Raw genomic sequence first — 23,751 nt, 5'->3', positions numbered from 1 at the left:
GAAGGGCCTCTGCGTTGGGTGCGTCGGCGCGGTCGATTCCGAGGCGGGTGAGTCGACGTCGGCCGGTGCGCACTGCCGGGGACCGCGCGGGCGGAATGCCTCGCGGCGGGTCAGCTGAACGGGGAACGCGGACGGGGCTGTAGTTCGCCGTCGACGTAGATGTCGACCTTCTCGTTGTAGAAACAGGCCAGACCAGCGATCTTCTGGCTCTCGGGCAGCGGTGTGCGGTAGATCCAGACGTGGTCCGGATAGTCGGTGTCGCCGACGCGGACGGTCCAGTAGTCGGCGGTGCCCTTGTAGGGGCAGCTGGTGTGGGTATCGGTGCGGTGCAGCAGATCTGTGCGCACATCCGGCAGCGGGAGGTAGTACCGCGGCGGCAGACCGGTTTCGAACAGGATGCGCGGGGAGTGCGAGTCGGCGACGGTGACGCCGTCGATCTCCACCCGGATATGCCGGGAGCTGGCCAGGATGTCCACGCGCGCATAAGGATTGCGGGGATGGACGTATACGGGCTCGTCCTCCTCGAACCATTCGTCCATGCTGTCCCATTCGAATCTGACCAGCTCGTTCAGCTCCGGCATGGGGGAATCCAGGTAGCGCAGCGCCGCGCCGCGGGCGGTCGCGCCCGGAACGACCACGTCGTATCCGGTGGCTTCGCCGCGACTGGGGGAGTGCCGGGTGCTGCCGTTGGGTCGGAGTTCGGCGCGCACGTCGGCGATGGGCAGGTAATAGGCGGGATAGTGCGGATTTTCCCACACCAGCACCGGATGGACGGTATCGGCCACCACCTGTCCGCCCAGATAGGTCCTGACCCGCTTGGAACCGGTCTCGATCCTGACTCGCCCGCGCTGTGCCTCGTCCATACATTCCGACGGTACTCCGCGCGGAGTGCCGCCCCGGGCGCGTGTCGGTACCCGGACGCGCGCCATTCGACTCGACCGATCCGGCGTGGATAGAGTTGACAATCCGGTCGATAAGGCTGGTCACCTGCGTGGCGGCCGACTCGGCCACATATCACGCGCGTCGAACGGGCGTTCGACCGTCGGTGGCGTAGCGTAACGGTCCGACAGTCACACCGCGCCGGCGGGTCACGAGAGGAGGGGTGGCCGATGGCCGATCGACTCACCGCGATCGATGCGTTCTGCGGTTCGGGAGGATTGAGTCTGGGCATCGAATTCGCGGGCTACGACATCGTCGCGGCATTCGACAACGACGAGGCGTCGGTGCGCACCCACAACAAGAATATGCCCGGCAGCGCCTTCGTCGGCGACGCCAGGGCCATGACCGGAAATTCCTTGCGGGATCGCGCCGGACTGGCTTCGGGTGCGGACCTGGATCTATTGGCGGGCGGCCCGCCGTGTCAGGGATTCTCCAAACAGAAACGGGGCGCGCACCTCGGTGATCCGCGCAATGCCCTCGTCCTCGAATTTCTGCGACTGGTCGAGGAATTGCGGCCCCGGGCCTTCCTCATGGAGAATGTCGCTACTCTCGCCGGCGTCCGGGGCGCCCATCTGGTCGACCGGTTTCATTCCCTCGAACGCTACGAGCTGACCGGGCATTTCTACTTGGCGGCGAACTACGGTGTGCCGCAGACGAGGCAACGGTTTGTCCTCGTCGGCATACGCGACGACGCGGCGGGCAGTTTCACCGTGCCCGAGCCGAGCACCCCGCAATGGCCGACGGTGGGGTCGGTACTCGAGGGGTTGCCCGAACCGCCCGCGGACTATTCGGTGCATCCCGACTACCCGAACCATCAGGCCGCCAGGGTCACCGCGAAGAATGTCGAGCGCTTCTCCTATGTCCCGCAGGGCGGTGGCTGGCAGGACATTCCCTACGAGAAGCGGCTGAAATGCCACCAGGTTGTGGACGTGAAATCCGGTGGCTGGCCGGATGTGTACGGCAGGCTGCGCTTGGACGGGCAGTGCCCCACGATCACCGGCGGATTCGACAGTTTCACGCGCGGTCGCTACGGGCACCCGCTTCGAAATCGGCCGCTCACACCCCGGGAAGCGGCGCGCATCCAGGGATTCCCCGACGACTACGTATTCGAGGGAACCCGCCACGAGGTGCGCCACCAGATCGGCAATGCGGTCCCGGTACCGATGGCCGCCGAGGTCGCGCGCGGCATCCGTGATGCGCTGACCCGCTAGCGCTGTCCGTTATGGGAGCGGCGTATCGAGACCCGCGGGACGGCGGGCCTCGATACCGTACGGCATCAGGCCGACGTCGCCAAAGGTCTGCGTGCCTGCCCGAACAATTCGGCGTCGCCGTGCGCGCGCTTGAAGAACAGGTGCGCGTCGTGCTCCCAGGTGATGGCGATGCCGCCGTGCATCTGCACCATCTCCGCCGCCACCGCGGTGAACGCCGCTGAGCAGTGCGTCCGCGCGACCCACACGTCCTCGGCCGCCGAGGCCGCGCCCTCTGCCACCGCCGCGGTCGCCGCGGCCGAGGCCGACTCGGCCGATTCAACCAGCACGTACATATCGGCCATCCGGTGTTTGAGCGCCTGGAAACTGCCGATGACCCGGCCGAACTGCACACGCGACTTGGTGTACTCGACGGTCAGCTCCAGACACCGCCGCGCCGCGCCGACCTGTTCTGCGGCCACCGCCGCCCACGCGATCTCGCGCAGGCGGGCCGCGAGGGCGAGTGGATCGCCGTCGCCGAGACGGCGCGCGGTCACCGCCTCGAAGGTGATCTCGCTGAGCGGGCGGGTCGGGTCCATGGGTGTGACCGCGCGTCGGGTGACTCCGTCGGCCCGGGACTCCACCTCGAACAGCCCCGTTTCGGTGAGCACGAGCAGGGTGTCCGCGGCGAGTCCGTCGAGAACGTAATGCGCTGTACCGCTGAGGGTTTTGCCTTCGGCCTGGACGCCGGGCGTATCCCAGCCGCCCGGTCCGGCCCAGCACACCGCCAGTGTCGTCGCGCCTTCGGCGACGCCGGGTAGCAACCGCCCGGCGGCCTCGGTGTCGGCGCTGAGCAGCACGGCCTGCACACCGAGCACGGCCGAGCCGAGCATGGGCACGCCCGCCAGCGTGCGACCCAGTTCGCCCACCACCAGCAGGGATTCGACCAGACCCGCGCCGACGCCGTCGTACTCCGCCGGAATCGCCAGTGCGGCGACCCCGATCTGCTCGCAGAGCAGCCGCCACAGTGTCGGGTCGTAGCCGAGTTCGGAGGTCATGGCGGCGCGAACGGCCGCGCTGTCGGCGTGTTTGGTGAGCAGGCCGCGGACCGACGCGACAAGGTCGCGGTGGTCCTCGCGTGATGCCGTCATGCCGTACCTCGCAGTGCTCGGGCTACGCGGGCGCGATGCGAATCCGGTGTGCCCCAGGCCGAACGCAGCGCGGTCACCTTGGTCAACCACAGCGACAGATCGTATTCGGCGGTGTAGCCGATAGCGCCGTGCACCTGGAGCGCGGCGCGGGCCGCGGCGTAGGCGGCGTCACCGCAGGCGATCGCGGCGGCCGAGACATCGCGCGAGCGGGTCGCGGTCTCGGTCGTGAGCGCGGCGCGGAAAAGCAGCGGCTCGGCCAGGTCGAGTTTGATCAGCACATCGGCCAATTTCTGTTTAACGGCCTGGAATTCGCCGATCGGCTTACCGAACTGCTTGCGCTGCTTGGCATATTCGGTGGCGGCGTGCAGCAAGGCGCGGCCCGCGCCGAGCAATTGGGCCGAGACCGCCAGCGCGCCAGCGTCGAAGGCCGCCGCGGCGGCTTCCGCCACGCCCTCGCCTTCGGCCAGCACCTCGTCGGCGGCGACCTGGAACAGGCGACGGGCCGGATCGATCGACCGCACCGGACCGGTGCGCTTGCCGGTGCTCAGCCGGTCGCCGTCCGCGATGAGCACCACCTCGGCGGTGTCGGCGTCCAGTGCCACCGGATCGCGACCCGGGCGGGCGAAGGCCAAGGTGCCCAGCGCGACGCCGTCGGCGAAGCCGGGCAGCCAGCGCGCCGCCAGGTCGGAATGCGGAAGTGCTTGCAGTAGCGCGGGGATCGCCGCGCCGGTCTCCACCACCGGACCCGGCGCCGCGGCGCGGCCGAGTTCCTGGAATGCCACCACAAGATCGATCGGTTCGGCTTCCATCCCGCCGTGGGTCTCCCGCACCGCGAGTCCGAGCGCGCCCGCGCCCGCGAGCTGGCGGATGAGCCCGCGACCGGGCCGCGGATCGCCGTCGGCCCACGCACGCACGGCCGCGGGCGTGCGACCCGCGTCGAGGAGTTTGCGCAGGCTGACGCCGAAATCGAGTTGTTCGGGGCTGAGCGCGAACCTCATCGGCTGCTCCCTCTCGGTAGTCCGAGCAGCCGCTCGGCGATGATATTGCGCTGGATCTCGTTGGTGCCCGCGTAGATCGGCCCGGACAGCGAGAACAGGTAACCGTCGGTCCACGGGCCGCTCTGCTCGGCGGCGTCGGCGAGGACACCCAGCGCGGTCTCGTGCATGGCGATATCGAGTTCGGACCAGAACACCTTGGTGATCGAGGACTCCGCGCCAAGTTTGCCGCCCTCGTTGAGCCTGGTCACGGTGCCGAAGGTGTGCAGCCGATACGCCTCGCTGCCGATCCAGGCGTCCACCACGGCGTCGCGCTGGGCGGTGTCGGCCTCGTCGCAGGTCTCGATCCACAGGTCGACCAGCCGCCGCGCGGTCGCGCTGAAGCGGCCCGGACTGCGCAGCGACAGACCGCGTTCATTGCTCGAGGTGCTCATCGCGACCCGCCAGCCCTCGTTGGGTTCGCCGATGACATCGCGGTCGGGGACGAACACGTCGTCGAGGAAGATCTCGGCGAAGCCCGGTTCGCCGTCGAGCTGCGGAATCGGCCGCACCGAGACGCCGTCGGCGGTCAGCGGGAACATCAGATAGGTGAGTCCGCGGTGCCGCTCGGCCGCCGGGTCGCTGCGGAAAAGCCCGAAGGCCCAGTCGGCGAAGGCCGCGCGCGAACTCCAGGTCTTCTGTCCGCTCAACAGCCAGCCGCCATTGGTGCGTTTGGCCGTGGACCGGATACCGGCCAGGTCGCTGCCCGCCTCCGGCTCCGACCACGCCTGCGCCCAGATGTCGTCGCCGCGCGCCATTCTCGGCATGATGCGCTCGAGCTGTTCGGGGCTGCCGTGTTCGAACAGGGTCGGCGCGAGCAGGAAGATGCCGTTCTGGCTCACCCGGCCGGGTGCGCCCGCCGCGTAGTACTCCTGTTCGAACAGCACCCATTCCAGCAGCGAGGCGTCCCGGCCGCCATACTCCCGCGGCCACGAGACCACCGAGAGGCGCGCCTGCGCGAGGGTGCGCTCCCAGTCACGGTGGGCCTCGAAACCGGCCTTGGTGTCCATCGACGGCAACGGGCTCTTCGGCTTGGCGGCGGCCAGGAAATCCCTGACCTCCTCCTGGAATTCCCGTGTCGCCTGATCCAGATCCAGATCCACTACGCAGTCCCGTCCCGTCGACCCGAGGTCGTCGCGTCAGCCTTCATCGATTTGGCATCCATGCCGCCCAGCGAATCCGCGCCGACCTCGGCATTGTGCGCGTGCGCGAAGTGGTGCAGCCCGAACACCGAATCCATGCCGCTGCGCATGCCCATCAGGTCCTCGGCCTGATTGACCGCCTTCTTGGTCAGCGCCAGACCGAATTGCGGCATGGCGGAGATTTTCTCGGCCAGGGCCAGGGTGTGCTGCTCGAGTTCGGCGCGCGGCACCACCCGATTGACCATGCCCCATTCCTTGGCCTGCGCCGCGTCGAACCGGTCGCCGGTGAACAGGAACTCCTTGGCCGCGCGCGGACCCATCACCCACGGATGCGCGAAATACTCCACGCCCGGAATGCCCATGCGGACGACGGGATCGGAGAAGAACGCGTCGTCGGAGGCGATGATCAGATCGCAGATCCAGGCCAGCATGAGCCCGCCCGCGATGCACGCGCCGTGCACCATCGCGATGGTGGGCTTGGGGATCTCGCGCCAGCGGCGGCACATGCCGAGGTAGACCTCGGTCTCGCGGGCGAAACGCTGATCGCCGCCGACCCGGTCCACGTGGTCCCACCACAGCGCGGCCTTGTTCTGATAGCGCACGTGGTGGTCGCGGCCCGGTGTCCCGATATCGTGTCCGGCGCTGAAATGTTTGCCGTTGCCCGCCAACACGATCACCTTGACCTCGGGGTCCTCCACGGCGCGTTCGAAGGCGGCGTCGATGGCGTAGGTCATCACCGAGTTCTGCGCGTTGCGGTAGTCCGGGCGGTTCAAGCGCACGATCGCGATCGGCCCGCGCGTCTCGTAGGTGACGACATCACCCACGTTCTCATCCGTCATCAGTTCTCCATACGTAGTTCGCGCTTGAGCACTTTCCCGGCGGCGCTGTAGGGCAGCCGATCGCGGAATTCGACGAATCGCGGCACCTTGAAATTGGCGAGCACCCCCTTGGCGTGGGCGATCACGCGCTCCTCGGTCAGATCCGCGCCCGCCTTGGGCACGACATATGCCTTGCCGACCTCGCCCATCCGCTCGTCGGGCACACCGATCACCGCGGATTCGGCGACGCCGTCGAGGCGGGCCAGCGCCTGTTCGATCTCGGCCGGATAGACATTGAAGCCACCCGAGATGTACATGTCCTTGAGTCGGTCGGTGATCTTCAGGTAGCCGCGCTCGTCCACGGTGCCGATATCGCCGGTGTGCAGCCAGCCCTCGGCGTCGATGGTCTCGGCGGTGCTGTCGGGATCGTCGAGGTAGCCGAGCATCACGTTGGGGCCGCGCAGCAGCACCTCGCCGTTGTCGGCGATGCGCAGTTCGAAGTCGGCGATCGGCCTGCCGCAGGTATTGGCGACGGTGTCGGCGTCGTCGTCGGCGCGGCACATGGTGCCGAAGCCCGCCGCCTCGGACAGCCCGTAGGCGGTGACGACCACCTCGAATTCGAGTTCGGACCGCATACGCTCGACCAGCACCACCGGTACCGTGGCCGCGCCGGTGGTCGAGACCCGCAGTGAACTCAGGTCGTATTTCGCGCGGTCGGGGAAGTCGAGGATGGTCTGGTAGATGGTGGGCGGGCCGGGCAGCACCGTGATGCGTTCCTCACTCACCAGGCGCATGGTCCGCGGCACGTCGAAGGTGGCCTGCGGGACGATGGTCGCGCCGGTGACCACGCAGGCCAGGATGCCCGCCTTGTAGCCGAAGTTGTGGAAGAACGGGCTCACCACGAGGTAGTTGTCCGAGCTGTTCAGGGTCGCGCAGTCGGCCCAGGCCCGCACCACCGACAGCGCCTGTCGGTGCGCCACCAGGGTGCCCTTGCTGCGGCCGGTGGTGCCGGAGGTGAACAGGATGTCGGAGATGTCATCGGGGCGAACGGTTTCGGCCCGGCGCTCGGCCTCCTCGGCGGTGACGGTGGCGGCGATCTCTGGCAGCTGCGACCAGTTGAGCACCGTATCGTCGGAGGTCACCGAGGTGCCCGCCTCGACGGGGATCACCACGATGGTGGGGATCTTCAGTTCCGGTGCGGCCGTGCGTAATTCGTCGATCCGGTCGCGGCCGAGGAAGGTGCCGGCGATGAACAGCGCCTTGGCGTCCACCCGGGCCAGCACATCGGCGGCCTCCTCGGCGATGTAGCGGGTGTTCAGCGGCACCAGCGCGGCGCCGACGTACTGGGCGGCCAGCGCGGCCACGACCCAGTGGTGGGTGTTGGGCGCCCACATGGCGACCCGGTCGCCGTGTGCGACCCCGCGCGCGATGAGCGCCCGCGCCGTCTCCCGAACGGAGTCGAGCAGCTGGTTCCAGTCGTAGCGGACCTCGCCGTCGACGACCGCGGGACGGTCGCCGAAGTCCCGGGCTGCGTTGTGCAGTGCTCTCGGTGTCGTCTGCGCTGGGGTTGTCACGGATGTCCTCACCGTTCGTGCCTGGCCCGTCGGCCGATGATTCGCGGTGGCGAACCGATCGGGTCGACAATCTAACAAAGCAAGTGCTTGGTAGGTTATCCTACCGTCGTGGTTGCGATCCAGACCTCAGATTCCGACACCGCCGCCGCGGACGGGCGGTTTTCCGCAGAAGTGCGCGAGTGGTTGGCCGACAACCTCGACGGCGAGTTCCGTGAGCTGCGCGGACTCGGCGGCCCCGGCCGCGAGCACGAGGCATTCGAGGAACGGCTCGCGTGGGACCGGCATCTGGCCGCCGCGGGCTGGACCTGCCTTGGCTGGCCCAAGGAATACGGCGGCCGCGAGGCCACCCTGCGCCAGCAGGTGATCTTCCACGAGGAATACGCCAAGGCCAACGCGCCCGCGCGGGTGTCGCACCTGGGCGAGGAACTGCTCGGCCCGACCGTGCTGGCGTTCGGAACCCAAGCGCAGAAGGACCGGTTCCTGCCCGGCATCCGCAATGTCACCGAACTGTGGTGCCAGGGCTATTCCGAACCCGGCGCGGGTTCGGATCTGGCCGCGGTCAGTACCGCCGCCCACCTCGACGGCGACGAATGGTCCGTCAACGGGCAGAAGATCTGGACCTCGCTGGCCCACGTCGCGGACTGGTGCTTCGTCCTCGCCCGCACCGAGAAGGGGTCGAGCAGGCACAAGGGCCTGTCCTACCTGCTGGTTCCCATGGATCAGCCCGGTATCGATGTGCGCCCGATCAACCAGCTCACCGGCACCTCGGAATTCAACGAGGTCTTCTTCGACAATGCGCGCACCGCCGCCGACCTGGTCGTCGGCGAACCCGGCGACGGCTGGCGCATCGCCATGGGCACCCTCACCTTCGAACGCGGCGTCTCCACCCTCGGCCAGCAGATCCGTTTCGCCCGCGAACTCGCCGATATCGAGGCGGTGGCGCGGCGCAACGGCGCGGCCGACGATCCGGTCATCGCCGACCGCATCGACCGGGCGTGGGTGGGGCTGCGGGTGCTGCGCGCGCACGCGCTGCGCACCATGGAGGGCGCCGCCGTCGACGACGGTGGACAGGCGTCGGTCGCCAAACTGCTGTGGGCCAACTGGCATCGCGGACTCGGCGAACTCGCGATGGCCGTACTCGGCCCCGCCGGACTCGTCGCCGACGACAACGACGATCTCAACGAATGGCAGCGGCTGTATCTGTTCACCCGCGCCGACACCATCTACGGAGGTTCGAACGAAGTGCAGCGCAACATCATCTCCGAGCGTGTGCTCGGCCTGCCGCGCGAGGCCCGACCGTGACCGGGCCGCTGTCGATCCCCCCGCAGCCGGTCCCCGGCCACGGACTGCTCACCGGCCGCGTCGCGGTCGTCACCGCCGCCGCGGGCACCGGCATCGGTTCGGCCACCGCCCGGCGTCTGCTCGCAGAGGGCGCGGACGTGGTGGTGTCGGACTGGCACGAACGCCGTCTCGGCGAGACCGAGGTGGAGTTGAAGGGTGAATTCCCCGAGCGCCGGGTCGCCGCCATCGCCTGCGACGTGCAGCGCACCGACCAGGTGAACGCTCTGGTCCAGGGGGCCGCGCGGGCACTGGGCCGCATCGACATCATGGTCAACAACGCCGGACTCGGCGGCGAGACGCCCGTGGTCGACATGACCGACGAGCAGTGGGACCGCGTCCTCGACATCACCCTCAACGGCACCTTCCGCTGCACCCGCGCCGCCCTCGGCTACTTCCGCGACGCCGGCCACGGCGGCGTCATCGTCAACAACGCCAGCGTGCTCGGCTGGCGCGCCCAGCGCGGCCAGGCGCACTACGCCGCGGCCAAGGCGGGCGTGATGGCCCTGACCCGGTGCAGCGCGGTCGAAGCCGCGGAACTGGGTGTGCGCGTCAACGCGGTCGCCCCCAGCATCGCCCGCCACCCCTTCCTGGACAAGGTCAGTTCTTCCGAACTCCTCGACGCCCTGTCCGAACGGGAAGCCTTCGGCCGAGCCGCCGAACCCTGGGAAGTGGCCGCCACCATAGCCATGCTCGCCAGCGACTACACCACCTACCTCACCGGCGAGATCGTCTCCATCAGCAGCCAACGGGCCTGACCCGGCGGCGATTCTCGCTGCCCGGGTATTACGTGACCTGCCGACCCACATTCTGGGCGAACTGGTCGGCCACATTGCCGGGCGGGCTGTAGCGGGCGACGATGAAGGTGGCGGGCTCCTCGGCGAGCGTGCCCGCGGGGCAGCGCACGATGGCCGCCGCGACCTGCGTGGTCGCCTTCCACACGACCTGCGTGAATCGCGCTGTGTCCGGGGTGGATCCGGGCGAGTCGTAGTCGTACTTCGACTCCTCCGACATCCACGCCGCCATCGCGTCGGCGATCGTGGCGTTCGGATCGGGGCTGCTGTAGAGGTTTTCGCCGTAGGGCCCGATGGAATTCGCGAAACGGCAACTGCGCGCGTGTTGCAGGGTGCTCGGATACAGCGACGGTCCCCAATTGAGCGCGTGCGCGCCGTAACGCGCTCGCGCCGCGTTGTGTTCGGTCAGCACCTGTTCGTTGAACGCGGCCGCCTGAGCCGGTCCGGCGCTCACGATCGTGGCGGCGGTGACGGCCGCCACGGCGCCGGGTATGACCGCGTAGGCTTTTTTCATCGAACTTCCTTCCCGGTAGTGATGGGTGCTTCTGTTCGAGCTCACCGTCGAATCGGCGCGGGCGCGCCATCGCGGGGGGTATGTCGTCATCGGCCGCGCGCGGACATCGGCCCGCGCGGCATCCGCAGAGACTACGCGAGCCCGCCCGCCGCGGACGTGAAGGCGACTCGGGTGTCGGCGACGGGCGCGCGGGCGGGCCACCGGGCGGCAACCACCGGGTGACCGAGTGATCCGGGGGAGACGGCCGAGGTCCGAAATATGCGATATGACGGTGCCGAGGTGGTGCTGATCAGGGAAAAAGGGGGCGCGTGGGTTAACGGGATATGCCATGCTGGACAGACTTCGACTACCGACCTGCTTGAAGGGGCGATGGCTATGGGCCATGATCACCCACGCTCCCGCGAACAACTGGAACTCGATGTGGTGCGTGAGGTCGTGCTGGCCAGACGCAGACTCGACAGCCTTACCCTCGCGGCGTTGACGCTCGGGGCCGAACTTCTCGGGCACGAGTCGGAGCTGATCACAGCGTCGAGGGCGGGGGAGATACTCGAACTGTTCGCGGTCGACGAGGCCGAGGTGGCCCGTGATCCGCGGGCGGCGTTGCGCGCCGACATCCAGCGCGACCGCGAGCGTGCCCACCGCCTCGGACTCGACTGTGCCGCGACCGCGCCGTCCGAACGCGAGCGGCGCAGGCGCAGGCAGACGGCTCTGCTGCGCGAGGTGCGCGCCGAGTTGCTCGAGGTGGTGCGCCGCAGCCGCCGCTATCGGTTCGACCACGACGCCTTCGCCGACGAGATCGCCACCGGTCTGGGGGCGGCCACCGACAAACTGGTGATCGGTTCCGATATGGCCACCTACGACGCCTGGCAGCGCGGCATGGTCCTCCGTCTGGTCGAGGAGTCGACCCCGCACGGCCTGGAAGTGCTCGCCACCGTGGACGCGGGCCCCGAGCGCGGTCCTCTCACCGTCGAATGGGACAGCTGCGAACGCCGCTTGGCCCTCATCGCCCGCATGTCCCGCGCGGGCGTCTCCCCGGTGGTCATCTGCGACCGCCTGCTGGCCGACCTCTCCGTCTCCTCTCCGCTGCGCTATTCGGCCCGCTGAGGGCGGTGCTGTCACTCCCGACATGATCCGGCGCTGCCGGAATGACCCGCACGGCGAGACGCGCGCCACTGGCACCAAGCAAATGCTTGGTTGTATGATGGCCCGGTGACCTCAGCCGAGTCCCCGAAATCCGCGCGCCGCAACGAACTGTTGTCGATGGCGGCCACCCTGTTCGCCGAGCGCGGGCTGCGGGCGACGACGGTGCGCGATATCGCCGATGCGGCGGGGATTCTATCGGGGAGTCTGTATCACCATTTCGATTCCAAGGAATCGATGGTGGACGAGATCCTGCGCGGCTTCCTCGACGACCTGTTCGGGCGATATCGCGAGATCGTCGCCGAGGGGCTCAGTTCGCGGGATACGTTGGAGGCGTTGGTGATCGCCTCCTATCAATCCTTCGACCGCTTCCACGCCGCGGTCGCGATCTACCAGGCCGAGGCCAAACGGCTGCGCGACGCGGAGCGGTTCGCCTATATCGCCGACTACAACAACGAATTCCGCGAACTCTGGCATCGGGTGCTGATCAACGGTGTCGCCGACGGCAGCTTCCGTCCCGAACTCGATGTCGAACTCGCCTACCGATTCCTGCGCGACACGGTGTGGGTCGCGGTGCGGTGGTATCAGCCCGGCGGCGCGATCACCGTCGACAACCTCGCCAAGCAGTACCTGTCCATCGTGTTGGACGGGCTCACCGTCCCCGACGCCACCTGAGCAGCGACCTCCGGTGTTCGCGCCGGAGGCCAAGTCCGAGTAGGAGATTCCATGTCTGCACCTTCCGCCCGTCGGCCCTATGCGCCGCTGCGGGATGCCTTCGTCGTCGACGCGGTGCGCACCCCGGTCGGCAAACGCAACGGGGCGCTGGCCGGCGTGCATCCGGCCGACCTCGGTGCGGCCGCGCTGCGGGGTCTGCTGGATCGCACTCCGATCGACCCGGCGAATGTCGACGACGTGATCGTCGGCTGCGTCGACAACGTGGGTCCGCAGGCGGGCAATATCGGGCGCACCATGTGGCTGACGGCGGGCTTCCCCGAAGAGGTGCCCGGCGTGACCGTCGACCGCCAGTGCGGATCGTCGCAGCAGGCAATCAATTTCGGCGCGCAGGCGATCATGAGTGGCACCGCGGAGGTCATCGTCGCGGCCGGCGTGCAGAACATGAGCCGCATCCCGATCTCGGCGGCCATGCTCGCCGGTAAGGAGTACGGCTTCGAATCGCCGTTCGTCGGCGCCGAAGGCTGGGATCACCGCTACGGCACCGGCGAGGTGTCGCAGTTCCGCGGCGCGCAGCTGATCGCCGAGAAGTGGGGCATCAGCCGCGAGGACATGGAGCGCTGGGCGCTGCGCAGCCACGACCGCGCCCGCGACGCCATCAAGAACGGCCGCTTCGACCGGGAGATCGTGCCGGTCGGCGATTTCTGGATCGACCAGGGCCCGCGCGAGACCAGCATGGAGAAGATGGCCGGACTGCCCGCGCTGGCCGAGGGCAGCCCGCTCACCGCCGCGGTCGCCAGCCAGATCTCCGACGGCGCCAGCGCGACCCTGCTCGCCTCGGAATGGGCCGTCCAGGAGTACGGGCTGACCCCGCGCGCCCGCATCCACCATGTCAGCGCCCGCGGCGCGGACCCGATCTTCATGCTCACCGCGCCGATTCCGGCCACCAAGAGGGCGCTGGAGAAGACGGGGCTGAGCATCCACGACATCGACGTGATCGAGATCAACGAGGCATTCGCCTCGGTGGTGCTGGCCTGGCTGAAGGAGACCGGCGCCGATCCGGACAAGGTCAATGTCAACGGCGGTGCGATCGCCCTGGGCCACCCGCTCGGCGCGACCGGCGCGAAGCTGTTCGCCACCATGCTCAACGAACTCGAGCGCATCGAGGGCCGCTACGGCCTGCTGACCATCTGCGAAGGCGGCGGCACCGCGAACGTCACCATCATCGAACGTCTGGCGAACTGAGCCGGTCGGCGACCCCGTGCGGTCCGCGCGGGGTCGTGGCCGTCCGCGTCCCGAGCGACCGGAAGATCCGCGCGGTGGGCGAATTCGGTTCCGCGCAGTACACGATCATGCGCTGATCGGTATCGGAAACGTGCAGTACCTGACATTCGAATTCGAGCGTCCCGAGGTCGGGATGGTCGACCTTCTTGCGGTGCGTGCGCCGCTCCCGCACATCACGTTCCTCCCACATTCGCGCGAATCGCGGTGCGGTGCCGAGTAATTCGGTGACCAGTGCGGTGAGCGCCGGATGCCCCGGGTACCGGGCATAGGCGGCGCGCAGATCGGCCACCGTGGACCGGGCGAAGGCCAGGGTCTCCGGTTCCGACCACGCGTGATGGTCGGCGGCCGTGCGGAATATCCAGCGCACCATATTGCGTTCGGACTCCGGCGCCGAGCCGAGATCGCCGAGGAACGGCACCGCGAGCCGATTCCAGGCCAGCACGTCGTAGGTGGCGTCCACCACGTAGGCGGGAGTCTCGGTCATGGTGTCGAGGATGACCCGAATCGACGGCGGCACGGTACGGATCGGCCCGGCCACCGGCGGTGGCTGATATCCGGCGGTGCGCAGCAGGTAGTCGCGTTCGTCCACGCTCAGCAGCAGTGCGCGGGCCAGCGCGGCGAGCACCTGCTGGGACGGGCGCGGGCCGCGGCACTGCTCGATACGGATGTAGTACTCGACCGAGATGCCCGCCAGCTGGGCGACCTCTTGACGGCGCAGGCCGGGGGTGCGGCGCGGCCCGGACTCGGTCAGGCCGACATCGGCGGGACGCAACCGAGCGCGCCGATCGCGCAGGAAGGCCGCCAACTCGGTTCGATCGGTCACCGTTCCAGTGTCGGCGACGGCGGACGGCCGTGGGAGGTACGGCCGATACCACGTTCGGCCGGACCTCCCGGGAGACCGCGGGCCGCGGGCATTGTCGACGCCATGACCCAGACAGTATTGATCACCGGCGCCAACAAGGGCATCGGCTTCGAAACCGCCCGCCAACTCGCCGCGCGGGGAATGACCGTCCTGCTCGGCGCCCGCGACGCCGAGCGCGGCAAGGCCGCCGCCGAGGCACTGAGCGGCGAGGGCGCCGATGTCCGGTTCGTGCGGATCGACGTCACCGACGCCGAATCCATCGCGGCCACGGCGACCGAGGTGCGCGCGGAATTCGACACCCTCGACGTGCTAGTCAACAACGCGGGTATCACCGGCGGTCTGGACGGGGACGGCAAACCGTCCTCGACCACGCTGTCCACCATGCGGCAGGTCTACGAGACCAATGTCTTCGGCCCGGTCGCGGTGACCAACGCGTTCCTGCCGCTGCTGCGCCGTGCGCCCGCCGCCCGCATCGTCAATGTATCCAGCGAGGTGGGTTCGGTCACGCTCATGATGGACCCGGACAGCCCGATGTGGGGGTTGGCGGCGGTGTCGTACCCATCGTCCAAGTCCGCGCTGACCATGGTCACCATGCAGTACGCCAAGGAACTGTGGGATACGCCGATCAAGGTCAACGCCGCCAACCCGGGCTACTGCGCGACCGATCTCAACCAGCACAGCGGATTCCGCACGGCGGCACAGGGCGCCGAGGTCGTGGTGCGGTTGGCCACGCTGCCCGAGGATGGTCCGAGCGGTCAGCTCTGGGGCTTCCAGTGGGTGGCCGACGCGAACGGTGAATACGGCGCTCTGCCGTGGTGATCGGTGACCTACGCCGCGGGTGCGACGGACGGGCGCGGTGGGTCGATCGGGTGACCGCGACCGTCCAGAGGGTGTTCGGACGGTCGCGGTCCACTTCCCTTGCGGTGACCGCGGACCGAGCGGCGACCACACTGCGCGGCCGCGCGTCGACCGGTGCGCCGTTGGCGAACCGCGCACGACCGACGTGTTCGGCCGCCGCGACAGCAGACCGCGGCGGCCGAGCGGGTCGGACCCGGCACCGTCGACTCGCGGATGACGGCCGCTCAGGCGGAGGTGCCGGTGGCGGCGCTTCGCAGCGCGGTCAGCGCGTCGATGCGCTCGACCGCATCGGTGACTATGTGTTCGATGAGCTCACGACAGGTCGGCACGTCGTCGATGATCCCGGTGACCTGACCGGCGGCGAGCACACCGGCCCGGGTATCGCCCTCGACCAGTCCGGCGCGCAGCAGCATGGGGGTGTTGGCCGCCATGATCACCTGCGACCAGGTCAGATCCTTCTGCTTGCGCATGGTTAGACCGTCGCGGACCATCGTCGACCATTTCATGCCGGTCATGCTCTTGAATCGCGCGGCATTGCCCACCGCGGCGCTCAGACCGCGCCAGCGCCCGGAATGTTCGAGCCGCTGTACCAGGTCGGTGTTCAGCACCCGGTGCGGCATGCCGTCGACCTTGAGCGAGACCACGGTGTCCTGCAACTGCCTGGTCAGGTACTCCTGCTTCACGGCGTCGGGCACCGTGCTCTCGCGGGTAAGCAGGAAACGGGTGCCCATCGCGACACCCGCCGCGCCGTAGGCGAGCGCGGCGGCCAGACCGCGTCCGTCGAAGAATCCGCCCGCGGCGACCACGGGGATGTCGACGGCGTCCAGCACCGACGGCAGCAGCAGCGTGGTCGCCACCGGACCCGTGTGCCCGCCGCCCTCGCCGCCCTGCACGATGACCGCGTCCGCCCCCCATGACGCGACCTTCACCGCGTGCTTGGCCGCGCCGATGGAGGGCACGACCACGATGCCCGCGTCCTTGAGCTTGGCGATCAGATCCTTCTTCGGCGCGAGCGCGAACGACGCGACAGCCACTTTCTCGCGGATCAGCAGATCGATGCGCTCGCCTGCGTCGGCGGCGTCGGCGCGGATGTTCACGCCGAACGGTTTGTCGGTCTGCGCCTTGGTCTTCGCGATCGCGGCCTCGAGTTCGGCGTAGGTCATGGTGGCCGAGGCGAGAATGCCGAGGCCGCCCGCGTTCGAGGTGGCCGACACCAGGCTCGGGCCGGCGACCCAGCCCATACCGGTCTGCACGACCGGGTGTTCGACGCCGACCAGATCGGTCAGCGCCGTGCGAAGCCGCGGCGTCATGCGGGTACCTCCGATTCGCGAATCTTCTTGGGGTCGAGCACATCCCGGATCAGCCGCAGTTCTTCGTCGGTGGGCAGCCTGGTCACGCCCGCCTCGGCGAGTCCGGCGATCTCGAATGAGGTGTTCTCGGCTACCTCCTCGGCGCTCACTCCGGGATGCAGACTCCGCGCCCGCATGGTGTGGGCGGGGCCCTCGAAATCGAAGACGCCGAGGTTGGTGACCACGCGGTGCAGGTGCATGAAGCGGAAGGCCGGATTGGCGGGGTCGACCTTGTCGTAGCCGATGCCGCTGACGATATCGACCTGGTCGACGAATACGCGCTTGGTGTGGCGGGCGACCCAGTAGCTGGTGGGGTGGTTGATGGTATTGCCCGGCGCACCGCGCACGCCGAACATCTGGCGGTTCGGCTTCCGTAGCGGGCCGAAGGCGGACAGATTCTGATTGCCGTGGCGGTCGATCTGATTGGCCCCCATCACCACGTGGCGGCGACCGGAGGCGACCACGTCGAAGACCTTGCGGAACGGAATCCAGCCCTCGATCGGCGATTTACCGCCCAGCGGAGGAGTCTCGGCGAAGAACAGCGCCTCGCCGTCGGAGAGCAGCAGATCCGGTTCGGTGGTCAGTTTGGCCAGTCGCGCGCCGATCGTGGACATCGGCGACATCGGCGAGGCCATGATCTCGCCCGCGCCGCTGAAGATCTCGGCGCAGGCCACCGCGCAGATCTCGGCGCGGGTCACGGTGTCGGTCGTCGCGTTCATCGGCTGGTCTCCTGCTGGGTGGCGAATTCGCGGACGGCGGCCTGATATTCGTCCTCGGAGACCGCCAGGTATTTCTCGACGAACTGCTGCCAGCTCTCGGGCGTCTTGGCAGACTCCACATAGTGGCGCTGGAACTTCTCGTCCCGCTTGTAGTCCTCACCGGCGAGCGTGAAGTGCGCGCCGTTCGGCGCCTCGACCACGCCGTCGACCATCATGCGGTTGAGCAGCAGAGATTGCAGCGGAACCGCTTTCACCAGTTCCTCGGTCTCCACCACGCGTTCCACCGACAGGTACCGGCGTTCGGCGGCCAGGCAGAACAGATCGTCCATGTAGGGGTCGACGCCGAGGTAGGCGGCATTGCCGTGTTGGTCCCCGAGATTCAGGTGCACCAGTGCCGCATCGAGATTCAGCGCGGGCATGGCGGTGAGGGTCTCCGGTGCGCCGCCGGGACCGGCGTAGGGCGAGGTGACGGTCTTCAGTTCACCGTCCCAGAAATCGAAGACCGCGGAACCCATTCCGGCGCGGATCGGCAGGAAGGGCAGGCGCGCGGCCGCGGCCTCGAGCCCGCACTTCAGCATGCCCTCGTCCATTTCGCGGGCCACCAGTTCACCCGAGGTGCGCGCCTTGGCGAACCAGGGGTCGTAGAACGGCGCCGAGTCCAGCGACACGAATCCGTAGTACGCCTTGCGCACCTTGCCGGCCGAGCACAGCAGCCCGATATCGGGACCGCCGTAGCTCACCACGGTCAGATCCGTGATGTCGGACCGCAGGATGGCGCGCACCAGGGCCATCGGCTTGCGCCGCGAACCCCAGCCGCCGATGCCGATGGTCATTCCGCTGCGCAGTTCGCCGACCACATCGTCGAGCGACATTCGCTTGTCACGCATGGTGTTTCCTTACTTCCCGCTCTTGCGTGCCGCCAGGTCGTCGTCGAATCTGGCGCGGATCTCGTCCGCGACACCCGCCAGATTCAACTCGAAGGTGAAGCCCTGTTCGTATCGGTAACTGCGATGGACGTCCTGGACGTCGATGCCGTTGAGCGCGCGCTTGGCCGCCCGGATGACCCGGCCGTCCTTGGCCGCGATGTTCTTGGCGACCTCGAGCGCGGCGGCGTCGAGTTCGGCGCGCGGCACCACCTGGTAGACCGAGCCGTAGTGCTGCAACTGCTGTGCGGTGATCGTGCTCGCGGTGTAGAACAGCGCGCGCATCAGATGCTGGGGGACAAGCCGCGAGAGGTGGGTGGCCGCGCCGAGCGCGCCGCGGTCGACCTCGGGCAGGCCGAAGGTGGCGTCGTCGGAGGCGATCACCACGTCGGCATTGCCGACCAGGCCGATGCCGCCGCCGAGGCAGAAGCCCTGCACGACCGCGATGACCGGCACCTGGCAGTCGTAGACCGCGCCGAACGCCTCGAAGCAGCCGTGGTTGGCGTCGATGAGCGCCTGATGTCCGGGCTTGCTCTGTATCTCCTTGATGTCGACGCCCGCGTTGAAGCCGCGGTTCTCCGCGCGCAGCACCACGACCTTGGTCTCCGTGTCGCGTCCCGCCGCGCGCACCGCGTCGGCGATGGCGAACCAGCCGTCGGTGGGTATGGCGTTGACCGGCGGATAGTTCACCGTGACCACGGTGATGCCGGTTGACTCGGAGTGAACGTCGATCCCCATCGCAGATCCTTACGGGTGGCATTGGCAAAGCAAGCAGTTGCTTGGTAGGTTAGCACGGTGGCACTCGAAATCGATCTGGCCGGACGCGTCGTCCTCGTCACCGGCGGCGTACGCGGCGTCGGTGCCGGAATAAGCCGCGTATTCCTCGAAGCGGGCGCGACCGTGGTGGCCTGCGCACGCCGCCCCGCCGACAGTCCGCTCGGCATCGGCGGCCGCGAAATCGACTACGTCTCCTGCGATGTGCGCGACGGCGACTCGGTGCGCGAACTGATCGATACCATCGTGGCGCGCCACGGCAGGCTCGACCATGTGGTCAACAATGCGGGCGGGGCGCCGTTCGCGCCGTCGGCCACCGCGAGCAAGAACTTCAGCACCAAGATCATCGAGCTGAACCTGCTCGGCCCGCTGCTGGTTTCGCAAGCCGCTTATCCGGTGCTCGACCGGCAGCCCGAGGGCGGGTCGATCGTCAACATCTCCAGTGTGAGCGGGCACCGCGCCTCGCCGGGCACCGCGGCCTACGGCGCGGCGAAGGCGGGCGTCGACAGCCTGACCAAGACGCTGTCGGTGGAGTGGGCCCCTCGGGTCCGGGTGAACTCGCTCATCGTCGGCTTGGTGCGCACCGAACTCGCCGAACTGCATTACGGCGACGGAGCGGGCATCGAGGCGGTCAGCAGGACGATTCCGCTGCAACGCATGGCAACTCCCGAGGACATCGGCCGCTGCGCGCTCTTCCTCACTTCGTCGCTGGCCGCCTACGTCAGCGGCGCGACCCTGCTGGTACACGGCGGTGGGGAACGCCCGGCCTTCCTCGCCGCCTCCACCGCGGAGTTGGGCGCGGACACCGCGGTGCGGCCGAGCGCGGACGCCGCGGTGCCCAATGGCAGCGGCGCCGCCGAACACGCCTGAGAACCACCGGATACGAAAGAGGACAACAGGTATGGACGAGCTCATCTGCGCCGGGCGCACCGTGATCGTCACCGGCGCGGGTCGCGGCATCGGCCGGGCGCACGCCCTCGCCTTCGCCGCCGCGGGCGCCAAGGTCGTGGTCAACGACATCGGCTCGACCTTGGACGGCGCGGCCACCACCGAGACCCCGGCGCAGCAGGTGGTCGCCGAGATCGAGGCGCTCGGCGGTCAGGCCGTCGCCAACGGCGACGATGTCGCGGACTGGGAAGGCGGCCGCAACCTCATCCGGCAGGCCGTCGACACCTTCGGCGGACTCGACGTCCTGGTCAACAACGCCGGATTCGTCCGCGATCGCATGCTGGTCAACCTCGGCGAGGACGAATGGGACGCGGTGGTGCGCGTGCACCTCAAGGGCCATTTCGTGACCATGCGCCACGCCGCCGAATACTGGCGCGGCGAGTCCAAGGCGGGCCGCCCGGTGGACGCCCGCATCATCAACACCAGCTCCGGCGCGGGCTTGCAGGGCAGCGTCGGTCAGGGCAACTACGGCGCCGCCAAGGCGGGCATCGCGGGTCTCACCCTCACGGCGGCAGCCGAATTCGGACGCTACGGCATCACCGTCAACGCCATCGCGCCCTCGGCGCGCACCCGTATGACCGAGACCGTCTTCGCCGAGATGATGGCCAAGCCCGAGGACGGCGGCTTCGACGCCATGGCCCCGGAGAACATCTCCCCGCTCGTGGTCTGGCTCGGCAGCGTGCAGTCCGCCGGCGTGACCGGCCGCATGTTCGAGATCGAGGGCGGCAAGGTCGCGCTGGCCGACGGATGGCGCCACGGGGTTGCTGTCGATCACGGCGCGCGCTGGAATCCGGCCGATCTCGGACCCGTCGTGGCCGACCTCATTGCCAAGGGGGTACCCCCGGAGCCGGTCTACGGCGCCTGAGTTCCCCCACGGCGACGGCCCCCGCGGCACGGACAATGGCGTCCCGTGCCCGTGGGGGCCGTTGTCGTTTCCGGTCGCGAGCTGGGCGGTCTCCCGCGCGCGCTCCGATCCGGGGGTTTACCATTGGGCCGATTCGACGAACTCCCGGAGAGTGTCGCGACCGGGGACTGATTTGCGCTCCATGGATGTGGGAAGGCTGGCGCATGGCCATTGGTCGCACTATCCGGGCGGCTGCGATCACCGGGGCGGTTGCCGGCATTGCGCTGGCGCATCCCGCACCGGCCGTCGCACAGCCCGGTACCGGTAGTTCGGCGGGCAGCGGTGCCGGCGGCGCGGTGGCCGAACCGACCGAACAATGGGAACCCCTGGCCATTCCGGGCAACAACCCCACCCCGATCCAGTCGGCGGCGTCCTCCGAATCCCTTCGGCCTCCCGCCACGGCCGCCGCACCTACCCCCGGCGTCCTCCTTGGTAGCGAATGTGCCGGTCCGGCAGACATTGAGGCCGGGCCGCCGCGGACGCGGGTACCGCCACCGGAAACCCCCGTCTCCGTCTCGCTACCGCAGGTGAGGCCGAATCCTCAGGTGCGCCCGATAAGTTCGGATGACGACCTGCCCGCGCCGAAGATGTTGTCGGTCCTCGGCGGACTCGCGGCGCTCGCGGTGGCGGGAATCGGTTCTGGCGTCATCGGTTTCCGCAGCGCCGCGGCGGCACAGGCACGTGTCGACGCCGCGCGCGCCGAATTCTTCGGGCGGACGTCGTGAGGGGGAACCGATGAGTGAGAGCCGGACACAGCGCACGTCGCGGTCCTATCGCCGGGTGGCCGCGGCGGTGGACGCGGTCTGCGCGGTCGCCGCCGACTTCGACGCCACCACCCTGGACGAGGTGGTTGCCGCCGTCGCGCGGGAACGCGGGCGCGAGATCGAGATCGCGAGTGCGCGATTGGGGCCCGGGGTGTGCGGGCAGCGCAGGTTCTATCCGGATCGCGACGTCATCGTGCTCGCCGCCGCCCTGCCGAGCCGCGAGCACACGCTGGCGCACGAACTGGGGCATATCGTCTTCGATCACCAGGGCGCGCCCGCTCCCGAGGCGACGCTCGAGGCGAGCGAGGACCTCGTCGCCTACGTGCTCGGTCAGCGCGCCCACCGGCGCGTCGCCGATGACGGCACGGACGATCTGGCCGAATGGGAGGCCGAGACTTTCGCCGCCATGCTCATGACCCGATTGCGCGTGTTCAACGGTCGAGGCGCGGGCGTCTCGGCCCTCCGATTCGACGAGGCGCTCGGATGACTTTCTGGTTGACGGCATTGCTGGTGTGGGTCGCGGCGGGCGCCCGAGTCGGTCGGGTGCTGGTGAAACCGGCGACGACGGCACGGGTCGCGATCGTGGTGGCGGTGAGCGCGGTCGCGGCGGCGGTCACCGTGTCGGTGCCCGAGATCGGCGTGGCCGTGAACAATCTGGCGCCGGACGGTGTCGCCGCGGGGCGGCTGTCCGACGGGGTGGTGACCGCGGCGTGGCTGCTGTTCGCCACCGCGACCTCGGTGGTCGCCGCCGCGGCCTGGCCGGTGGTGTCGCGGCTGGATCTGCGCCGGATCGGGGCGGTCATCTACGGTTTCGGCGCACTCACCGCACTGCTGACCCTGTTCTGGTCCTTCGCCTTCGGGTCGGCGGTGACGGCGCTGAGCTGCGGCTTCGTCGTCGTCACTGGTTTGCGCAATCTCGACTGGACCGCACTCGGACGCGGCATAGCGATATACACCACCGGCACTTCGGTTGTCGGGGTGCTCTCGATGTGGCAGGTGCACCGCATCCTGTCCGGTATGCCACTGTCCGAGCCGAGGGATTCCGACTGGGCTTGGCCCGCTTGGGAAGTCGCCGCGCTGCTCATCGCCGCGGGCGCTATGTGGGTCGTCATCGAGCTGTGGGTGCGCGCCCGGGTGCTGCTGCGGCGCATCCGCCCGTTGCATCGCATGATGATCGGGCGCTTTCCCGAAGCGGTCACGCACGAGCGCCCTTCGACGTCGACGCAACTGGCGGCCTCGGATCACGTGGCCCAGATAATGGACGCGCTGTACCTGCAATGCGGCGGCATCGTGTCGGCGGCGACCCCGCCCGCGTCGGTGCGCGAACGCGCGGACCTGGTGGCGGATTGGGCGCGGAATCCGCTGGGTGACATCGCCCTCGACGTCCGGTGGATCGCCCCTCCGGCAGGGGTGAGCGCCCGCGGCTGGGTCGGTGCGATCGCGCACGCATTCCGTACCGGCGGCACGGTCACCGAGAAATCCGCGACGAGTTAGCGCGAAGTGGTCCGTAGCGCCTCGAATGCAATCTCATTCGCGCGTGCAGATGACCGGTATACAACAGGTGTGCGAGCCGGTATCGGCATTGGTTTCACACCGCAATGCGTTCGTGCGATCGCTTCAGTGCATTCTCGTTCGATGTGGTGGAATCACAGTCGACGGCATTGCCGATGGTAATGGTGCACAATTCGATCGCCATGAAACCCGGGTTCTGGCATCACTCGATGCCTCCCCCACACTCTGGGGCTTGCGAAATGCGCCCGCTGTCGTGTAGTTCGCCACTGGAGTGGTGGCCGCCGGATCCGGCCGCGGCAGGAACGTCACGCGCTGAGACCGGCCTCGACTAATACCGCGCGACCAGAGGAGACCCTGTCGTGCACGCGGGGAAGACCTTCGGCGTCCACCGCGTAATGCGGGTTCGGCCGATGGCCGAACCCGCATTACGTGTAGTATTCGGCGCAATGCCCGCGGTCCGCAGACCCGGGTATCCCGCCGGATACGCCCGTGAACCTCCGTGGCGCACAACCGCTAACCGCGACGTCAGGGCACCTTTCGGTGTTCGAGCC

General features: G+C 68.7%; 24 protein-coding genes. 12 read left to right on the top strand and 12 right to left on the bottom strand.

Annotated elements, in window-relative coordinates:
• Positions 1–110: 110 nt before the first annotated feature.
• A complete protein-coding gene (locus APZ21_RS29970) occupies positions 111–863 on the bottom strand; it encodes a DUF427 domain-containing protein (protein ID WP_054816615.1) in 753 nt (250 codons plus the stop codon).
• Positions 864–1,109: 246 nt separating this feature from the next.
• Between APZ21_RS29970 and APZ21_RS29965 the strand changes: the two genes are divergently transcribed.
• Complete coding sequence (locus APZ21_RS29965; protein ID WP_054816614.1) at positions 1,110–2,150, top strand: DNA cytosine methyltransferase; 1,041 nt, start codon at positions 1,110–1,112, stop codon at positions 2,148–2,150.
• A gap of 65 nt (positions 2,151–2,215) precedes the next feature.
• On the opposite strand, the gene APZ21_RS29960 is transcribed toward APZ21_RS29965, so the two are convergent.
• The 5 genes from APZ21_RS29960 to APZ21_RS29940 are packed head-to-tail and all read right to left on the bottom strand — an operon-like array spanning position 2,216 to position 7,845.
• Positions 2,216–3,277 (bottom strand): acyl-CoA dehydrogenase family protein, encoded by a 1,062-nt coding sequence (locus APZ21_RS29960; RefSeq protein ID WP_054816613.1) that lies wholly within the window; start codon positions 3,275–3,277, stop codon positions 2,216–2,218.
• Positions 3,274–4,275, bottom strand: coding sequence for an acyl-CoA dehydrogenase family protein (locus tag APZ21_RS29955; RefSeq protein WP_054816612.1), 1,002 nt, complete (start codon positions 4,273–4,275; stop codon positions 3,274–3,276). Before APZ21_RS29955 ends, APZ21_RS29960 begins: the two co-directional genes overlap by 4 nt.
• On the bottom strand, positions 4,272–5,414 hold the full coding sequence (locus tag APZ21_RS29950) for an acyl-CoA dehydrogenase family protein (RefSeq protein ID WP_054816611.1): 1,143 nt from the start codon (positions 5,412–5,414) through the stop codon (positions 4,272–4,274). The genes APZ21_RS29955 and APZ21_RS29950 overlap by 4 nt, the downstream gene beginning before the upstream one ends.
• On the bottom strand, positions 5,414–6,292 hold the full coding sequence (locus APZ21_RS29945; protein ID WP_054816610.1) for an enoyl-CoA hydratase: 879 nt from the start codon (positions 6,290–6,292) through the stop codon (positions 5,414–5,416). Before APZ21_RS29945 ends, APZ21_RS29950 begins: the two co-directional genes overlap by 1 nt.
• Complete coding sequence (locus APZ21_RS29940) at positions 6,292–7,845, bottom strand: FadD3 family acyl-CoA ligase (RefSeq protein ID WP_054816609.1); 1,554 nt, start codon at positions 7,843–7,845, stop codon at positions 6,292–6,294. Before APZ21_RS29940 ends, APZ21_RS29945 begins: the two co-directional genes overlap by 1 nt.
• 108 nt (positions 7,846–7,953) lie before the next feature.
• Between APZ21_RS29940 and APZ21_RS29935 the strand changes: the two genes are divergently transcribed.
• Positions 7,954–9,147, top strand: coding sequence for an acyl-CoA dehydrogenase family protein (locus tag APZ21_RS29935; RefSeq protein WP_054816608.1), 1,194 nt, complete (start codon positions 7,954–7,956; stop codon positions 9,145–9,147).
• Positions 9,144–9,941 (top strand): SDR family oxidoreductase, encoded by a 798-nt coding sequence (locus APZ21_RS29930; RefSeq protein ID WP_054816607.1) that lies wholly within the window; start codon positions 9,144–9,146, stop codon positions 9,939–9,941. The genes APZ21_RS29935 and APZ21_RS29930 overlap by 4 nt, the downstream gene beginning before the upstream one ends.
• Positions 9,942–9,969: 28 nt before the next feature.
• Here APZ21_RS29930 and APZ21_RS34900 read toward each other — a convergent pair whose 3' ends face one another.
• Positions 9,970–10,491, bottom strand: a complete 522-nt coding sequence (locus APZ21_RS34900; protein WP_054816606.1) for a CAP domain-containing protein — start codon at positions 10,489–10,491, stop codon at positions 9,970–9,972.
• Positions 10,492–10,866: 375 nt separating this feature from the next.
• Between APZ21_RS34900 and APZ21_RS29920 the strand changes: the two genes are divergently transcribed.
• From APZ21_RS29920 to APZ21_RS29910, 3 genes are all read left to right on the top strand, one after another.
• The gene (locus APZ21_RS29920; RefSeq protein WP_082393557.1) at positions 10,867–11,595 is read left to right on the top strand and encodes a hypothetical protein; all 729 of its coding nucleotides are present in this window, start codon (positions 10,867–10,869) and stop codon (positions 11,593–11,595) included.
• A gap of 156 nt (positions 11,596–11,751) precedes the next feature.
• Positions 11,752–12,306 carry a TetR/AcrR family transcriptional regulator gene (locus APZ21_RS29915; RefSeq protein ID WP_054816692.1) on the top strand — a complete coding sequence of 185 codons (555 nt, stop codon included), beginning with the start codon at positions 11,752–11,754 and terminating at the stop codon, positions 12,304–12,306.
• Between the two features lie 51 nt (positions 12,307–12,357).
• Complete coding sequence (locus APZ21_RS29910; RefSeq protein ID WP_371852317.1) at positions 12,358–13,548, top strand: acetyl-CoA C-acetyltransferase; 1,191 nt, start codon at positions 12,358–12,360, stop codon at positions 13,546–13,548.
• Here APZ21_RS29910 and APZ21_RS29905 read toward each other — a convergent pair.
• A complete protein-coding gene (locus tag APZ21_RS29905; RefSeq protein ID WP_082393556.1) occupies positions 13,526–14,410 on the bottom strand; it encodes a helix-turn-helix transcriptional regulator in 885 nt (294 codons plus the stop codon). The two genes, APZ21_RS29910 and APZ21_RS29905, sit on opposite strands and share 23 nt — an antisense overlap.
• Before the next feature lie 102 nt (positions 14,411–14,512).
• Between APZ21_RS29905 and APZ21_RS29900 the strand changes: the two genes are divergently transcribed.
• Positions 14,513–15,268: an SDR family oxidoreductase gene (locus tag APZ21_RS29900; protein ID WP_054816604.1), complete on the top strand. Its 756-nt coding sequence runs from the start codon at positions 14,513–14,515 to the stop codon at positions 15,266–15,268.
• A 263-nt stretch (positions 15,269–15,531) separates the two neighbouring features.
• Here the strand turns inward: APZ21_RS29900 and APZ21_RS29895 are convergent, their stop codons facing one another.
• The 4 genes from APZ21_RS29895 to APZ21_RS29880 are packed head-to-tail and all read right to left on the bottom strand — an operon-like array spanning position 15,532 to position 19,036.
• Complete coding sequence (locus tag APZ21_RS29895) at positions 15,532–16,617, bottom strand: NAD(P)H-dependent flavin oxidoreductase (RefSeq protein ID WP_054816603.1); 1,086 nt, start codon at positions 16,615–16,617, stop codon at positions 15,532–15,534.
• Positions 16,614–17,375, bottom strand: a complete 762-nt coding sequence (locus APZ21_RS29890; protein WP_054816602.1) for a CoA-transferase subunit beta — start codon at positions 17,373–17,375, stop codon at positions 16,614–16,616. The genes APZ21_RS29895 and APZ21_RS29890 overlap by 4 nt, the downstream gene beginning before the upstream one ends.
• Complete coding sequence (locus APZ21_RS29885; RefSeq protein ID WP_204249179.1) at positions 17,372–18,262, bottom strand: CoA transferase subunit A; 891 nt, start codon at positions 18,260–18,262, stop codon at positions 17,372–17,374. Before APZ21_RS29885 ends, APZ21_RS29890 begins: the two co-directional genes overlap by 4 nt.
• Before the next feature lie 9 nt (positions 18,263–18,271).
• Positions 18,272–19,036 (bottom strand): enoyl-CoA hydratase family protein, encoded by a 765-nt coding sequence (locus APZ21_RS29880; protein WP_054816600.1) that lies wholly within the window; start codon positions 19,034–19,036, stop codon positions 18,272–18,274.
• A gap of 57 nt (positions 19,037–19,093) precedes the next feature.
• On the opposite strand from APZ21_RS29880, the gene APZ21_RS29875 reads away from it, so the two are divergent.
• The 5 genes from APZ21_RS29875 (at position 19,094) to APZ21_RS29855 (ending at position 23,182) form a co-directional block, all read left to right on the top strand.
• Entirely contained in the window at positions 19,094–19,942 is an 849-nt protein-coding gene (locus APZ21_RS29875; RefSeq protein ID WP_054816599.1) for an SDR family oxidoreductase, read from the top strand.
• Positions 19,943–19,973: 31 nt separating this feature from the next.
• The gene (locus APZ21_RS29870; RefSeq protein ID WP_054816598.1) at positions 19,974–20,885 is read left to right on the top strand and encodes an SDR family oxidoreductase; all 912 of its coding nucleotides are present in this window, start codon (positions 19,974–19,976) and stop codon (positions 20,883–20,885) included.
• A gap of 566 nt (positions 20,886–21,451) precedes the next feature.
• Positions 21,452–21,649 (top strand): hypothetical protein, encoded by a 198-nt coding sequence (locus tag APZ21_RS34500; protein ID WP_156371399.1) that lies wholly within the window; start codon positions 21,452–21,454, stop codon positions 21,647–21,649.
• A gap of 10 nt (positions 21,650–21,659) precedes the next feature.
• Complete coding sequence (locus APZ21_RS29860) at positions 21,660–22,175, top strand: ImmA/IrrE family metallo-endopeptidase (protein ID WP_054816596.1); 516 nt, start codon at positions 21,660–21,662, stop codon at positions 22,173–22,175.
• A complete protein-coding gene (locus tag APZ21_RS29855) occupies positions 22,172–23,182 on the top strand; it encodes a hypothetical protein (protein WP_054816595.1) in 1,011 nt (336 codons plus the stop codon). Before APZ21_RS29860 ends, APZ21_RS29855 begins: the two co-directional genes overlap by 4 nt.
• Positions 23,183–23,751 lie beyond the last annotated feature (569 nt).

The organism is Nocardia arizonensis (assembly GCF_001310275.1).
Taxonomy (GTDB): domain Bacteria; phylum Actinomycetota; class Actinomycetes; order Mycobacteriales; family Mycobacteriaceae; genus Nocardia; species Nocardia arizonensis.
This window is presented reverse-complemented; position numbering and strand designations above follow the sequence as displayed.

Excerpts from the sequence above, each read along its gene's own strand:
- APZ21_RS29970 (WP_054816615.1), bottom strand. The coding sequence starts at position 863 with ATGGACGAGGCACAGCGCGGGCGAGTCAGGATCGAGACCGGTTCCAAG.
- APZ21_RS29855 (WP_054816595.1), top strand. The coding sequence starts at position 22,172 with ATGACTTTCTGGTTGACGGCATTGCTGGTGTGGGTCGCGGCGGGCGCC.
- APZ21_RS29955 (WP_054816612.1), bottom strand. The coding sequence starts at position 4,275 with ATGAGGTTCGCGCTCAGCCCCGAACAACTCGATTTCGGCGTCAGCCTG.
- APZ21_RS29880 (WP_054816600.1), bottom strand. The coding sequence starts at position 19,036 with ATGGGGATCGACGTTCACTCCGAGTCAACCGGCATCACCGTGGTCACG.
- APZ21_RS29965 (WP_054816614.1), top strand. The coding sequence starts at position 1,110 with ATGGCCGATCGACTCACCGCGATCGATGCGTTCTGCGGTTCGGGAGGA.
- APZ21_RS29920 (WP_082393557.1), top strand. The coding sequence starts at position 10,867 with ATGGGCCATGATCACCCACGCTCCCGCGAACAACTGGAACTCGATGTG.
- APZ21_RS29870 (WP_054816598.1), top strand. The coding sequence starts at position 19,974 with ATGGACGAGCTCATCTGCGCCGGGCGCACCGTGATCGTCACCGGCGCG.
- APZ21_RS29960 (WP_054816613.1), bottom strand. The coding sequence starts at position 3,277 with ATGACGGCATCACGCGAGGACCACCGCGACCTTGTCGCGTCGGTCCGC.
- APZ21_RS34900 (WP_054816606.1), bottom strand. The coding sequence starts at position 10,491 with ATGAAAAAAGCCTACGCGGTCATACCCGGCGCCGTGGCGGCCGTCACC.
- APZ21_RS29910 (WP_371852317.1), top strand. The coding sequence starts at position 12,358 with ATGTCTGCACCTTCCGCCCGTCGGCCCTATGCGCCGCTGCGGGATGCC.
- APZ21_RS29860 (WP_054816596.1), top strand. The coding sequence starts at position 21,660 with ATGAGTGAGAGCCGGACACAGCGCACGTCGCGGTCCTATCGCCGGGTG.
- APZ21_RS29890 (WP_054816602.1), bottom strand. The coding sequence starts at position 17,375 with ATGAACGCGACGACCGACACCGTGACCCGCGCCGAGATCTGCGCGGTG.
- APZ21_RS29895 (WP_054816603.1), bottom strand. The coding sequence starts at position 16,617 with ATGACGCCGCGGCTTCGCACGGCGCTGACCGATCTGGTCGGCGTCGAA.
- APZ21_RS29900 (WP_054816604.1), top strand. The coding sequence starts at position 14,513 with ATGACCCAGACAGTATTGATCACCGGCGCCAACAAGGGCATCGGCTTC.
- APZ21_RS29915 (WP_054816692.1), top strand. The coding sequence starts at position 11,752 with ATGGCGGCCACCCTGTTCGCCGAGCGCGGGCTGCGGGCGACGACGGTG.
- APZ21_RS29885 (WP_204249179.1), bottom strand. The coding sequence starts at position 18,262 with ATGCGTGACAAGCGAATGTCGCTCGACGATGTGGTCGGCGAACTGCGC.
- APZ21_RS29945 (WP_054816610.1), bottom strand. The coding sequence starts at position 6,292 with ATGACGGATGAGAACGTGGGTGATGTCGTCACCTACGAGACGCGCGGG.